The sequence below is a fragment of the Nocardioides nematodiphilus genome (assembly GCF_020216525.1).
Classification (GTDB): domain Bacteria; phylum Actinomycetota; class Actinomycetes; order Propionibacteriales; family Nocardioidaceae; genus Nocardioides; species Nocardioides nematodiphilus.
Window position 1 is genome coordinate 485,637 of sequence record NZ_JAIWOY010000002.1, and the last position, 12,718, is coordinate 498,354.

Annotated in this window: 14 protein-coding genes; 7 read left to right on the forward strand and 7 right to left on the reverse strand. The window is 71.6% G+C overall.

Annotation, left to right across the window (positions count from 1 at the left end):
* Positions 1–17: 17 nt before the first annotated feature.
* Entirely contained in the window at positions 18–794 is a 777-nt protein-coding gene (locus tag KSO98_RS05385) for an NUDIX hydrolase (RefSeq protein WP_225283977.1), read from the forward strand.
* On the opposite strand, the gene KSO98_RS05390 is transcribed toward KSO98_RS05385, so the two are convergent.
* Positions 729–1,655 (reverse strand): EamA family transporter, encoded by a 927-nt coding sequence (locus tag KSO98_RS05390; protein WP_225283979.1) that lies wholly within the window; start codon positions 1,653–1,655, stop codon positions 729–731. The two genes, KSO98_RS05385 and KSO98_RS05390, sit on opposite strands and share 66 nt — an antisense overlap.
* A 73-nt stretch (positions 1,656–1,728) precedes the next feature.
* Between KSO98_RS05390 and KSO98_RS05395 the strand changes: the two genes are divergently transcribed.
* The gene (locus KSO98_RS05395; protein ID WP_225283981.1) at positions 1,729–2,631 is read left to right on the forward strand and encodes a LysR family transcriptional regulator; all 903 of its coding nucleotides are present in this window, start codon (positions 1,729–1,731) and stop codon (positions 2,629–2,631) included.
* 54 nt (positions 2,632–2,685) lie between these two features.
* Here KSO98_RS05395 and KSO98_RS05400 read toward each other — a convergent pair whose 3' ends face one another.
* From KSO98_RS05400 to KSO98_RS05420, 5 genes are all read right to left on the reverse strand, one after another.
* Positions 2,686–3,630 carry a tetratricopeptide repeat protein gene (locus KSO98_RS05400; RefSeq protein ID WP_225283982.1) on the reverse strand — a complete coding sequence of 315 codons (945 nt, stop codon included), beginning with the start codon at positions 3,628–3,630 and terminating at the stop codon, positions 2,686–2,688.
* A 163-nt stretch (positions 3,631–3,793) separates the two neighbouring features.
* Complete coding sequence (locus tag KSO98_RS05405) at positions 3,794–4,306, reverse strand: PH domain-containing protein (protein WP_225283984.1); 513 nt, start codon at positions 4,304–4,306, stop codon at positions 3,794–3,796.
* 3 nt (positions 4,307–4,309) lie between these two features.
* Positions 4,310–4,477: a hypothetical protein gene (locus KSO98_RS05410; RefSeq protein WP_225283985.1), complete on the reverse strand. Its 168-nt coding sequence runs from the start codon at positions 4,475–4,477 to the stop codon at positions 4,310–4,312.
* A gap of 66 nt (positions 4,478–4,543) precedes the next feature.
* On the reverse strand, positions 4,544–5,518 hold the full coding sequence (gene meaB, locus KSO98_RS05415) for a methylmalonyl Co-A mutase-associated GTPase MeaB (RefSeq protein ID WP_225283986.1): 975 nt from the start codon (positions 5,516–5,518) through the stop codon (positions 4,544–4,546).
* Positions 5,519–5,539: 21 nt separating this feature from the next.
* Entirely contained in the window at positions 5,540–6,724 is a 1,185-nt protein-coding gene (locus KSO98_RS05420; RefSeq protein WP_225283987.1) for an acetyl-CoA C-acetyltransferase, read from the reverse strand.
* A gap of 140 nt (positions 6,725–6,864) precedes the next feature.
* Here KSO98_RS05420 and mce point away from each other — a divergent pair, with 140 nt between their 5' ends.
* The 5 genes from mce (at position 6,865) to KSO98_RS05445 (ending at position 11,671) form a co-directional block, all read left to right on the forward strand.
* The gene (mce, locus tag KSO98_RS05425; protein WP_225283988.1) at positions 6,865–7,317 is read left to right on the forward strand and encodes a methylmalonyl-CoA epimerase; all 453 of its coding nucleotides are present in this window, start codon (positions 6,865–6,867) and stop codon (positions 7,315–7,317) included.
* A gap of 88 nt (positions 7,318–7,405) precedes the next feature.
* Positions 7,406–8,746 carry a crotonyl-CoA carboxylase/reductase gene (gene ccrA / locus KSO98_RS05430; protein WP_225283989.1) on the forward strand — a complete coding sequence of 447 codons (1,341 nt, stop codon included), beginning with the start codon at positions 7,406–7,408 and terminating at the stop codon, positions 8,744–8,746.
* Between the two features lie 144 nt (positions 8,747–8,890).
* The gene (locus tag KSO98_RS05435) at positions 8,891–10,237 is read left to right on the forward strand and encodes a coiled-coil domain-containing protein (protein ID WP_225283990.1); all 1,347 of its coding nucleotides are present in this window, start codon (positions 8,891–8,893) and stop codon (positions 10,235–10,237) included.
* Positions 10,234–11,352, forward strand: coding sequence for an AI-2E family transporter (locus KSO98_RS05440; protein WP_225283991.1), 1,119 nt, complete (start codon positions 10,234–10,236; stop codon positions 11,350–11,352). Before KSO98_RS05435 ends, KSO98_RS05440 begins: the two co-directional genes overlap by 4 nt.
* Positions 11,353–11,416: 64 nt before the next feature.
* On the forward strand, positions 11,417–11,671 hold the full coding sequence (locus KSO98_RS05445) for a flavin reductase family protein (RefSeq protein WP_225283992.1): 255 nt from the start codon (positions 11,417–11,419) through the stop codon (positions 11,669–11,671).
* Here KSO98_RS05445 and KSO98_RS05450 read toward each other — a convergent pair.
* A complete protein-coding gene (locus tag KSO98_RS05450; protein WP_225283993.1) occupies positions 11,668–12,702 on the reverse strand; it encodes an EamA family transporter in 1,035 nt (344 codons plus the stop codon). The genes KSO98_RS05445 and KSO98_RS05450 overlap by 4 nt on opposite strands.
* Positions 12,703–12,718 lie beyond the last annotated feature (16 nt).

A 12,718-nucleotide genomic window follows, 5' to 3' on the forward strand; every position in this document is an offset into this window, starting at 1 on the left:
GCCGATAGGGTGGGCGCGTGACCGAGGAGCCGCTGACGATCGTGACGACGGTGGCCGACGGGGTCGCCCGGATCGAGTGGCCCGCCTACGTGCCGGCCTCGGTCGTACGGCGCGAGGTGGCGGCGGCCCTGACCGCGCACGCCCGCGTCGAGGTGCTGCTCGACCCGCGCGACGAGACCGCGCAGCGGGTCGCGGCCTGGGCCGGGATGCAGCGCGAGGGCACCATGCGTGGCGTCACCGTCTCCGGTGAGCCCCAGGACCGGCTGGTCTACGCCCGGCTGGCCTCCGACGTCCCGCTCGAGGACCCGCAGAGCTTCCGCTCGCTGCTCAACTCCTTCCTGCCCCGCAAACGCGCGATCGGGCAGATGCTGGTGCGCGACGATCAGGACCGTGTCCTGCTGTGCCAGCTCACGTACAAGAAGGACTGGGACCTGCCCGGCGGCGTCGTCGAGCTCAACGAGTCGCCCCGCCTCGCGGTCAGCCGCGAGCTGGAGGAGGAGCTCGGCGTCGAGATCCCCGCGGGCGAGCTGCTGCTCACCGACTGGCTGCCGCCGTGGAGCGGTTGGGACGACGCGGTCTGCCTGGTCTTCGACGGCGGCGTCCAGCCCGCGGACCTGGCCGCGGAGCTGGTGCTGCAGCCCAACGAGATCCGGGCCGCGGAGTTCAAGACGATGGCCGAGGTCCGCGAGCTCGCCGCCGACTTTACCGCGCGGCGGATCGAGTCGGCGCTAGCGCGGGCGCACGGGCGCGGGGCGCCGTACACCGAGAGCGGCCGGGCGCACCCGGAGGCGTAGGACGCCCTGGGCGATCATCACGCCCAGGATCAGCAGCGCCGCGCCCGCGAGCTCGGCGGCGTTCGGGACCTCCCCCTGCAGCGTCCACGCCGACGCGATCGCCACCGGCGGCACCAGCAGGATCCACGGCACCACCCGGTGCGAGGGGTGCCGGGCCAGCAGGGTGTTGAAGATGCCGTACGCGACCAGGGTGCTCATCACGACCGTGTAGACGGTCGAGACCCCGCCGCGCCAGCCGAGGTGGACGATCCCCTGCCCGACCGCCGAGGGGCCGTCGAGCAGCAGCGAGAGGCCCAGCAGCGGCACCGGCACGATGAGCGCCGACCAGACCACGAGGCCGAGACCGCCCGGCACCCGAGCGGCACGGGCGATGACGTTGCCGATGCCCCACGACAGGCCGGCCGCGACGCAGAGCAACAGTGCCCCGAGCGGAACGTGACCGCCACGGCCGAGGGCGACGGTGACCAGGCCGACCACGCCCAGGCTGATGCCGAGGACCTGGGCCGAGCTCACCCGCTCGCCCAGTGCGCCGGCCGCGATCACGATCGTGAAGACGACCTGCGACTGGAGCACCAGCGCGGCCAGGCCCGGCGGCATCCCGGCGTGCATCGCGGCGTAGAGGAAGCCGAACTGGCCCATGCTCATGAACGTGCCGACCAGCAGGATCGTGCGCCACGGTGCCTGCGGCCGCGGGACGAAGAGCAGCGCCGGGAACGCCACCAGGGCGAACCGGATCGCCGCGAAGAGCAGCGCCGGGACGTGGTGCCCGCCCCGCGGCGCCATCCCCCAGTCGATGACGACGAAGTTGAAGCCCCAGATGCAGGCGACCAGGGCGGCGAGGAGCGAGTCACGGCGGCTCATGGCATCCATCGTCGCCGCCACAACCATGAAGGACCAGCGAATAGAATTGCACCCAACCCGTTAGCATCGCTTCATGATCGATCTGGATGCGCTGGTCTCCCTGCGCGCCGTCGCCACCCACGGCTCAGTGGTCGCGGCGGCCGAGGCACTCGGCTACACGCCGAGCGCGGTCTCCCAGCAGGTCAAGCGCCTGGAGCGCAGCGCCGGCGTGCCGGTCCTCGAGCGCGTCGGCCGCGGCGTGATGCTCACCCGCCACGGACGCCATCTGGTCGAGCACGGCACCCGGCTGCTCGCCGACCTCGAGGAGCTCGAGGCGGGCCTGCACCAGCAGGCCGAGACGGTCGCCGGCGATGTACGGCTCGCGGTCTTCTCCACCGCCACTCGGGGCCTCGTCGCGCCGACGCTGCCCACGATCCTCGCCCAGCACCCCGCCCTGCGCGTCGCACTCGTCGAGAGCGAGCCCTGGGACACCATCGACCTCATCGCCCGCGGCGAGGCCGATCTCGGCCTGGTGCACAGCTGGGGCGACGTCGCGCTCCAGATCCCCGATCACCTGGCCGCGACGCGGGTCGGGCTCGATCTGGCCGAGGTGATCATGCCGCGCACGCACCGGCTCGCGGACCGCGCGGCGCTGACCCCGAAGGACCTCGTCGAGGAGGGCTGGATCGCCACGCCCGAGGGGACGATCTGTCGCCAGTGGCTCAACCGGATGTACGTCGGCACCGGGCGCCTCCCCCGCCTCGCGCACGTCGCGATGGAGTTCGACTCCCACCTCGCGCTCGTGCGGGCCGGCCTGGGCGTCGCGCTCATCCCACGGTTGGGCCGGGCGCCACTGGCCGACGACCTCGTCGCGGTGCCGATGACCGATCCCGTGCCGACCCGTGCCGTGGTCGCCCTGCACCGGCGCAGCATGGCCGACTCCCCCACGATCGCCGCCCTGCTGGGCGCGCTGTGTGAGGCGGGCGCCCGGCTGTGACCTCTCGTCCCGCAGGAAGTGACCTCTCGAGCCGCGAGAAGTGACCTCTCGACCTCAGAAGAGCGCCGAGGCGAGGGCGCGCCGCCCGCTCAGCACCCGCGGGTCCTCGTTGCCGACGGCGCCGAAGAGCCCGATCAGGTGCTCGCGAGCCGCGTTGCGCTCGTCGCCCGCCGCACGGGTGACCAGGGCGATGAGCCGCTGGAAGGCCTCGTCCACCCGGCCCATGACCAGGTCCAGGTCGGCGGCGAGGGTCTGCGCCTCGACGTTGTCGGGCTCCGCCTCGGCCGCGGCCAGCGCCGCGTCGGCGTCGACGCCGGCGGTGCGCTGGAGCACCTTCGCCATCGCCAGACCGGCCGCCGCCTCGGCGTCGGCCGGGTTGGCGTCGACGAGCTTCTGGTACTCGGCGACGGCTCGGTCGATGTCGCCCTCACCGAGCGCGTCCTGGGCCGCGGCGTAGCGCGGGTCGACGTACTCCTCGTCGCCCTCGGGCGCCTCGACGCGGCGCGGCTGGTGCCGGCCGGTGAGGCCCGACGCGGTCAGCTGCTGCGCGACCTGGGTGAGCATGGTGCGCAGCTGCTCGAGGGGGACGACGTCCTGCAGCAGCGGCTGCGGGCGCCCGTCGATGACCGCGACGACCAGCGGGATCGAGGGGATCTGCATCGCCTGGGCGATCTCCGGGGCGGTGTCGATGTCGACCAGGCCGACCAGGAACCGGCCCTCGAACTCGTCCGACAGCGTGCGGACGTCGGCCGCGAGCTGGGCCGACTCGGGCATCCGGGTCGGCGAGTAGAACGCGAGGAGCACCGGGGCGTGCATCGACGCCTCCAGGGTGCTCTGGAAGTTGTCGCGCCCGATCTCGACGCTGTACGCGGTGCCACCGGCTGCCGCGGCGCCGTCGGCGGGGGCACCGGGGCCCGGCCCGCCCGCGGGCGGCTGCGCGGGGCGCTGGAGGGCGCCGAGGTCGATCGCTCCAGGACGGGAGAACGGCTGCTGCGTCATGCTCCGATCCTAGGAGACCAAGCGAGCGACAGCGCGAGCGAGGTACGAGCTCTGGCGCTGGCCGCGAGCGCGGGACGAGCTCTGGCGCTGGCCGCGAGCGCGGGACGAGCTCTGGCGCTGGCCGCGAGCGCGGGAGCCGCGTGCGCGAAGCGCACGCACGAGGTCACCCGACCCGGGGACCACGCAGGCCGGTGCGCTGGACCACCCGCTGGATCGTGAGGTCACGGTCGTCGGGACGCCCGACGTACCGGATCTCGCGCAGGCCCTGCTCCTGGGCGGCGGACTCGAAGATGAAGTGGCCGTAGCCGAAGATCCGCCCGGTGACAGGCTTGTCGACGGTGATGTCCAGGATGCGCGACAGCGGCATCGTGGCGAGCCGGGTCGAGAGCACGCCGTGGATGCGGAACACCCTCATGTTGGTGACGACGAAGCGGTCACGACGCTCGCGCAGGGTCGCCCAGCCCGCGTGCAGCGCCACCGCGCCGCCGGCGAGGAGGAGCACCCACGCGACGCCGATGCTGACCAGCAGCGAGGCGACGAGCAGCAGGAAGGCGACGAACGCCTCGAGGGCAGGGCGGACGAAGGCGACCCAGTGCCGTTCGACCTCGTCGACGACGACCTCGCCCTCCTCACGAAGGAGGTGTCGCCGGATGTCCGGCGACCCGAAGGCGCTCATGACCTAGTCGGACAGGTCCTGGACGAAGGAGATCGTCTTGGTCATGAAGGCCGACGCACCGTCCCAGCCGTTGCTGCCCGCGCTCTTGGCGGTGTCGGCCAGGCCGTGGGGATCCTGGAAGAGCCAGAACCCGATAAAGAGCACGAGCACCCCGAGAATCAGCTTCTTCATGGGGCCTCATGATGCCGGTGTGACGCCTGGGATCGGTGGAGGCGCGCCCGAGCACACAGCCCGTGCTCAGCCGAGGAGGGTGTCGGCCGCTGCGTACGGGTCGAGCCGGCCGCCCGCGACCGCCGCCGAGAGCTCGTCGAGCCGGTCGCGACCCTGCAGCTCCCAGCGCGCGCGCAGTGCGGCCACCGCGATCGCCTCGATCTCCTCGCGCGCGCGGCGAGCGCGCCGTACGGCGAGCATGCCCGACCCGTCGAGCCAGGCGCGGTGCTCCGCGATGGCGGCGACGAGGTCGCCGAGCCCCATATGACTCTGCGCGGAGATGGGCAGCACCGCCGGCTTCCAGGCGCCCTCGGGACGCGCGGCGAGCGCGAGCATCCCGCGCAGGTCGCGCCGGACCTTCATCGCGCCGTCGCGGTCGGCCTTGTTGACGACGTAGAGGTCGCCGATCTCGAGGATCCCGGCCTTGGCGGCCTGGATGCCGTCGCCCATGCCGGGCGCGAGCAGCACCAGGGTGGTGTCGGCGAGTCCGGCGATCTCGACCTCGGACTGGCCGACGCCGACGGTCTCCACGAGCACCACGTCGAAGCCGGCGCCGTCGAGCACCCGGATCGCCTGCGGCGTGCTCCACGCGAGGCCGCCGAGGTGACCGCGCGAGGCCATGGAGCGGATGTAGACGCCTCGGTCCCCCGCATGGTCGGTCATCCGGATCCGGTCGCCGAGCAGGGCCCCGCCGGAGAACGGCGAGGACGGGTCGACCGCCAGCACCGCGACCCGCTTGCCGGCCGCGCGCAGCTCGCGCACCAGCGCACTCGTGGTGGTCGACTTCCCGACGCCGGGGGCGCCGGTCAGCCCGATCACGTGCGCGTGCCCGACGTACGGGGACAGCGCCGCCATCACCTCGCGCAGGCGTCCCGTGGAGGCGTCGGAGGCGTCCTCGATGAGGGAGATCAAACGGGCGACCGCCCGCGAGGAACCCGGATCTCCGAGTCCTCCGCGGGCGGTCTCCACGAGGTCGGCGACCTCGATGTCGGTACGAGCCATCTCAGGCGTTCAGCGCGCCCGTCAGGCCTGCGGCACGCGGACGATCAGGGCGTCACCCTGGCCGCCGCCGCCACACAGGGCGGCCACACCGGTGCCGCCGCCACGACGCTTGAGCTCGTTGGCGACGTGCAGCACCACGCGGGTGCCGGACATGCCGAGCGGGTGGCCGAGCGCGATCGCGCCGCCGTTGACGTTGACGATGTCCTCGGAGATGCCGAGCTGCTGCGCCGACGCCATGCCGACCGCGGCGAAGGCCTCGTTGAACTCGACCAGGTCGAGATCGCTGGCCTGCAGGCCGGCCTTCTCGAGCGCCTTGGTGGTCGAGGCGGCGGGCTGCAGCTGCAGCGAGGAGTCCGGGCCGGCCGTCTGGCCGTGGGAGACGATCTCGCACAGGTAGTCGAGGCCGAGCTCCTCGGCCTTGGCCTTGCTCATCACGACGACCGCGGCAGCACCGTCGGAGATCTGCGAGGCCGAGCCCGCGGTGATGGTGCCCTCCTTGACCACCGGACGCAGCCCGGCGAGCGACTCCACCGTGGTGTCGGCACGCACGCCCTCGTCCTGGCTGACGACGACGTCGCCGCGGCGCGAGGAGATGGTGACCGGGACGATCTCGTCGTCGAAGACGCCGTTCTTCTGGGCGGCGGCGGCACGCTGGTGCGACTGCGCGGCGAAGGCGTCCTGCTCCTCGCGGGTGAACTTGTTCGACGCGGCGTTGCACGTGTCGGTCAGGTTGATCATGGCCTGCTTGGTGAACTGGTCGAAGAGCGCGTCGTAGACCATCGAGTCGACGAGCGTGGTGTCGCCGTACTTGAAGCCGTCGCGCGACTTCGGGAGCAGGTGCGGAGCGTTGGTCATCGACTCCATGCCGCCGGCGACGACGATGTCGTACTCGCCGGTGCGGATCATCTGGTCGGCCTGCGCGATCGCGTTGAGGCCGGAGAGACACACCTTGTTCGTGGTGATGGTCGGGACGCTCATCGGGATGCCGGCGCCGACGGCGGCGGTACGGGCCGGGTTCTGGCCGGCCCCGGCCTGGATGACCTGGCCCATGATCACGTACTCGACCTGCTCGGCGCTCACGCCGGCCTTCTCCAGAGCGCCCTTGATGGCGACCGCGCCGAGCTCGGCGGCGGAGAGGGACGACAGACCACCCAGCAGGCGGCCGATCGGGGTGCGAGCCCCGGCGACGATGACGGTTCCGGACATGATGCCTCCAAGCTGAGCGGTCAGTGGGCTCCGACATTACCGACGAGTAGCAATCCTGGGGAGGGGTCGGGCCCGTCGGCTGGTGTGCCCATGCTCACACATCTTCCCTCGCCCGCTGGGCGTGGACCAGAGTGGCCCTCATGACTGACCTGATCCCCGAGAGCCTCTTCATCGCCATCGACCACGTGGGCATCGCCGTGCCGGACCTCGATGACGCGATCGCCTTCTACGAGTCGAACTACGGGATGACGGTGCTGCACAGCGAGACCAACGAGGAGCAGGGCGTACGGGAGGCCATGATCGGCTACCCCGCGAACGCCGGCGCCGCCGTCGTCCAGCTGCTCGCGCCGCTGAACGAGGAGTCGACGATCGCGAAGTTCATCGGCCGCAACGGCCCGGGCCTGCAGCAGCTCGCCCTGCGCGTCACCGACGTCGAGGCCGCGATGGCCCACCTCACGGACCGCGGCCTGCGCCTGCTGTACGACGCGCCCCGTCGGGGTACCTCCGACAGCCGGATCAACTTCGTCCACCCGAAGGACGCCGGCGGCGTGCTCCTCGAGCTCGTCGAGCCCCACCAGAACGCCGCCCACTGAGCCTTAGGTCACACGTCCTACCCAGGCGTGTTACTCATCAGTAATCTACGCCGAGACCAGCCCCGCCTCTGACATCCCAGGAGCCGTTGTGCAGCACATCCTCGATGCGATCCAGAGCGACGCTTCCTCTCCGGAGGACTTCGCCAACCTCGCCCTTCCCGAGTCCTACCGCGCCGTCACCGTCCACAAGGACGAGGTCGACATGTTCGAGGGCGTCGCCTCGAGGGACAAGGACCCGCGCAAGTCGCTGCACGTCGACGAGGTGCCGCTGCCCGAGCTCGGCCCGGGCGAGGCGATCGTCGCGGTGATGGCCTCGGCCATCAACTACAACACCGTGTGGACCTCGATCTTCGAGCCGGTCTCCACCTTCGGCTTCCTCGAGCGCTACGGCCGCGAGTCCGACCTGGGCGCCCGGCACAACCTGCCGTACCACATCGTCGGCTCCGACCTGTCCGGCGTCGTGCTGGCTGTCGGCCCCGGCGTGACCAAGTGGAAGGCCGGCGACCGCGTCGTCGCGCACTGCCTCTCGGTCGAGCTCGAGGCGCCCGACGGGCACAACGACACGATGATGGACCCCTCGCAGCGCATCTGGGGCTTCGAGACCAACTTCGGCGGCCTCGCCGACGTGGCGATGGTCAAGGCCAACCAGCTCATGCCGAAGCCGGAGCACCTCACCTGGGAGGAGGCCGCCTCGCCGGGCCTGGTGAACTGCACCGCCTACCGGCAGCTGGTCTCCGCCAACGGCGGCAACATGAAGCAGGGCGACAACGTCCTCATCTGGGGCGCCTCGGGTGGTCTCGGTGGCTTCGCCACCCAGTACGCCCTCAACGGCGGCGCGAACCCGATCTGTGTCGTCTCCAACGAGGAGAAGGCCCAGATCGTGCGCAACATGGGCGCGGAGATGGTGATCAACCGTTCCGAGCTGGCTCCGAAGTTCTGGAACGACGAGGGCACCCAGCAGAACCCGAAGGAGTGGAAGCGCTTCGGCGCGGCCATCCGCGAGCTCACCGGCGGTGAGGACATCGACATCGTCTTCGAGCACCCGGGTCGCGAGACCTTCGGCGCCTCGGTCTTCGTCACCCGCAAGGGCGGCACCATCACCACCTGTGCGTCGACCTCCGGCTACATGCACGAGTACGACAACCGCTACCTGTGGATGAACCTCAAGAAGATCATCTCGAGCCACTTCGCCAACTACCGCGAGTCGTGGGAGGCCAACCGCCTCATCGCGCAGGGCAAGATCCACCCGACCCTGTCGCGCACGTACACGCTCGAGGAGACCGGCCAGGCCGCGCTCGACGTGCACCACAACAAGCACCAGGGCAAGGTCGGCGTGCTCTGCCTCGCCCCCGAGGAGGGCCTCGGCGTCCGCAACCCCGAGCTGCGCGAGAAGCACCTCGACAAGATCAACCTGTTCCGCGGCATCTGAGCCGTAAGAGCTGGTCGATCGTCCAGTTCTTTCGAGGGGCCGTCCCGGGGTGAATCCCGGGGCGGCCCTCGTCGTTCGACGCCCACCGATGTGGGACCCTTGGACGCAGTTCACCCCCACCGCACGGAAGAGGTAACGCCGACCATGAGCGATCAGGGCCTTTCTATCTTCGACGACGAGCCGAACCCGGCTGCCGAGAAGGGCACTGCCGCGGGCGGCAAGAAGCCGAGCACGCCGGCCGACGCCGGCGCCGCTGCCGCCACGCAGAAGTCCTCCCCCGGCGCGCCCGCCGCTCCGAAGGCCGCCGCGCCGGCCGCCGAGAAGGCTCCGGCCGGTGAGGCGAGTGACCGGACCCAGGTCATGCCTCGCGTGACGTCCTCCCCCGCCACCAGCGCCCCGACGAGCCGTCCCGCACCGAGCGGTGCCGCTCCGACGACACCGCCGCAGCGCCCGGCGACGCCCACCGTCCCCGGCGTCGCCTCCTCGCCGCTCCCCCTGGTCCGCCGCGGCGGTTACGACCCGGCCACGGTCGACGCGCGCATCCAGCAGCTGACGGCCGCGCACGCCGCCGCGCACAGCGCCGCCCAGAGCGCGCAGCAGCGCCTCGGGGACCTGGAGAAGGAGATCGCCTCGCTGCGCGAGCAGCTCGCCGAGTCCGCCAACCCCTCGTACGCCGGTCTCGGCGGTCGCGCCGAGGCCATGCTGCGCCTCGCCGAGGAGGAGGCGGCCGAGATCAAGGACGCCGCCGAGCGCGACGCGACCGAGATCAAGAACCAGGCCACCCGTGACGCCGCCGCCATCAAGAACGACGCGCAGCGCGAGGTCGACGAGCTGCGCAAGGCGCACTACCAGGAGATGGACGACCACCGCGCCCGGGTGACGACCCAGGCCGAGCAGGAGCGGGCCCTGGCCCGCAGCGAGTCCGAGGACCTCCTCGCCTCCGCCAAGCGCGAGGCCGACCAGCTGCGCCTGGCCGCCCAGCAGGAGACGACCGAGCTGCGCGCCGCCACCCAGCGCGAGGTCGAGCAGGCCCGCGCCGGTGCCGACCGCGAGGTCCAGGAGGCCCGCCGCATGCTGGCCGTGGAGAAGGAGCGGCTCGCCCGCGAGGCGACCGACCACCACAACAGCTCGATGGCCGAGACCCGCCGCCTCGTCGAGGAGGCCGAGTCCCGCGCCTCCGCGGCCGAGGAGCGCGCCCGCCAGGCGTCCGCTCAGATCGCCAGCCAACGTGCGCAGGCCGAGGCCGACGCCGAGGGCCTCGTCACGCGCGCCAAGCGCGAGGCCGAGCACCTGCTCAGCAGCGCCCGATCGCAGGCCGAGACGCTGGCCTCCGCCGGTCACGCCGAGGCGGAGCGCGGACTGGCCGCGATCCGCGCCGAGGTCGAGCGCCTCGCCAAGCGCCGCGACGCGATCACCGCCCAGCTCGCGCCGCTGAGCAAGCTCCTCGCCGGCCTCGGCCAGGACCAGGAGTCCGACAAGGACGCTGAGTGAGCGACGAGACGGCGGTCGCCGACGCGCAGCAGCCCGAGACCGAGCAGCCGGCGCCCGCGCCGGAGCTCGGGCACCGGGGGCGGCCGTTCGACCGCAAGGCGCCCTACATGGTGGGGCTCCTGGGCGGCTTCGGCCTGCTCACCGCCTACGCCTTCAGCCGGATCTTCATCTCGCTGGGCAGCACGCTGATCCTGATCGTCGTCTCGCTCTTCATCGCGGCCGGCCTCGATCCGCTGGTGCGCTGGCTCGAGCGCCGGGGCTTGGGTCGCTCGATGGCGGTGCTCGTCGTGATCGTCGGCGTGATCGGCATGATCGCGCTCTTCGTCTTCGCGCTGGCACCGGTGATCGCCGACCAGGTCCGCGCGATCGGCAGCAGCGCCCCCGACTGGCTCGACCGGCTGCAGCACAATCAGCGCGTCCGCGACCTGGACGAGCAGTACGGGTTCATCGAGCACATCCAGTCGTTCGTCACCAACGGCAACTTCGCCAGCCGTGTCTTCGGCGGCGTGCTCGGCGTCGGCCTGGCCGTGCTCAACGCGTTCTTCAACAGCTTCATCATCATCGTGTTGACGCTCTACTTCCTGGGCTCCTTCGAGACGCTCAAGAAGGCCGCGTACAGCCTCGCGCCCGGCTCGCGCCGCGAGCGCGTCGGCAAGCTCGGCGACCGGATCATCGAGGGCATCGGCGGCTACGTCTCCGGGGCGTTCGTGATCGCACTGTGCGCGGGGATCACGTCCCTGATCCTGCTCTTCAGCATCGGGATGGGCCGCTACGCCGTCGCGCTCGCGTTCGTGGTGATGGTCACCGACGTGATCCCGATGATCGGCGCCACCATCGGCGCCGTCATCGTGACCGCGATCTGCTTCGCCGACTCGGTGCAGACGGGGGTCATCGCGGCCATCTTCTACATCGCCTACCAGCAGTTCGAGAACTACGTCATCTACCCGCGCGTGATGTCACGCTCGGTGGAGATCCCCGGCGTCCTCACCGTCATCGCCGCGCTCGTCGGCGCCTCGTTGATGGGTGTCGTCGGCGCCCTGCTGGCCATCCCGACCGCCGCGGCCATCCTGATGCTCGTCCGCGAGGTCTTCGTCAAGGCACAGGACGAACGCTAGCCGCGCCGCTGCGACGTCCGAATCCCGCCGGAGCACGCCCGGTGACTCGGCGAGCATCGTCGCTGTGACTGCTTCCGCCCTGCGCCCCGAGCACGAGACGAACAAGGTCGTCATCGACCCGGCGATCCTCTACTTCGGGACTCCTGTGGTCCTGCTCAGCAGCCTGAACCCGGACGGCACCACGAACCTGATGCCGATGTCATCGGTCTTCTGGCTCGGCAATCGCGCCGTCCTGGGCATCGGCGCCGGCTCGCAGACGGCCGCCAACCTGCGCCGGCACGGCGAGGTGGCGAGCATCGACGAGGAGCTCTACCGCTAGTCGCGCCCGGCCGGCTCCGAGAGCGCCGTACGGCTCACCACCGCCAGCGCATCGGCGGCGTCGGGCTCACCGGCCGCGGGTTCGCCGAGCTTCACCGCGACCACGCCCGCCAGGATCAGCAGACCGCCGACGACCTGCACGCCGACCGGCAGCTCGTCGAGCAGGAGCCAGGCGAAGAGCACGCTGGAGACGACCTCCATCAGCGCCACGAAGCTGGCCAGCCGGGCCCCGAGGAGGCGGCCGGCGACGATGCCGGCGGCGTACGCGAGCGCGGCGGTGACGATGCCGAGCACGAGCACGGCGACCCACCAGGGCATCTGGGTGTGGGCGAGCTCGACGGTGCCTCGCGCGGCGTGCAGCGGCATCAGGTGGGCGAGGCCGAGCAGGCCGAGGACCACCGACCCGACGACGAGGCCGAGCCACGCGAGCGCGATCGGCGGCAGGTCGATGCCGCCCTCGGCGTTGAGCACGAAGTAGACCGAGGCGCCGATCATCGCGCCCAACGCCCACAGCACGCCGACCAGGCTCAGGCCGACTCCCCCGCCGACCAGGTCGAGCACCAGCACCAGGCCGGCGGCGGCGATCACGGCCCCCACGACCGTGAGGGGCGCGGGCCGCTGGCCGTGTCGCAGCCAGAGCCAGATCACGACGGCGGCCGGCGAGGTGTACTCGATCAGGATCGCCGGCCCGACCTCCATGTGCTGCACGGCGGAGAAGTAGCAGAACTGCGAGGCCGCGACCGCGAGCACGCCGTACACGACCACCGTCGGAAGCTCACGGCGCAGGGTGCCGCGCGGGGCCGCCCGCAGATGCGCACGCAGCGCGTGCGCACCGAACGGCGCCAGCACGACCGCCGCGAGCGCAACCCGCAGCAGGACCACCGACCCCGGCGTCCAGCCGATCTCGAAGAGACTCGAGGCGATCGAGCCGGACAGGCTGAAGCTGACCGCCGACAGGACGGCGAGCAGCAGCCCGCGCCCGAATCGTGCGGCGGGGACGCGGACGAGCCTGTCATTGGCGTAAGTGACCATCGCTCATGACATTAGG

Coding starts and splice junctions, on each gene's coding strand:
- KSO98_RS05390 (WP_225283979.1), bottom strand. CDS start 1,655: ATGAGCCGCCGTGACTCGCTCCTCGCCGCCCTGGTCGCCTGCATCTGG.
- KSO98_RS05395 (WP_225283981.1), top strand. CDS start 1,729: ATGATCGATCTGGATGCGCTGGTCTCCCTGCGCGCCGTCGCCACCCAC.
- KSO98_RS05400 (WP_225283982.1), bottom strand. CDS start 3,630: ATGACGCAGCAGCCGTTCTCCCGTCCTGGAGCGATCGACCTCGGCGCC.
- KSO98_RS05405 (WP_225283984.1), bottom strand. CDS start 4,306: ATGAGCGCCTTCGGGTCGCCGGACATCCGGCGACACCTCCTTCGTGAG.
- KSO98_RS05410 (WP_225283985.1), bottom strand. CDS start 4,477: ATGAAGAAGCTGATTCTCGGGGTGCTCGTGCTCTTTATCGGGTTCTGG.
- meaB (WP_225283986.1), bottom strand. CDS start 5,518: ATGGCTCGTACCGACATCGAGGTCGCCGACCTCGTGGAGACCGCCCGC.
- KSO98_RS05420 (WP_225283987.1), bottom strand. CDS start 6,724: ATGTCCGGAACCGTCATCGTCGCCGGGGCTCGCACCCCGATCGGCCGC.
- mce (WP_225283988.1), top strand. CDS start 6,865: ATGACTGACCTGATCCCCGAGAGCCTCTTCATCGCCATCGACCACGTG.
- KSO98_RS05435 (WP_225283990.1), top strand. CDS start 8,891: ATGAGCGATCAGGGCCTTTCTATCTTCGACGACGAGCCGAACCCGGCT.
- KSO98_RS05450 (WP_225283993.1), bottom strand. CDS start 12,702: ATGGTCACTTACGCCAATGACAGGCTCGTCCGCGTCCCCGCCGCACGA.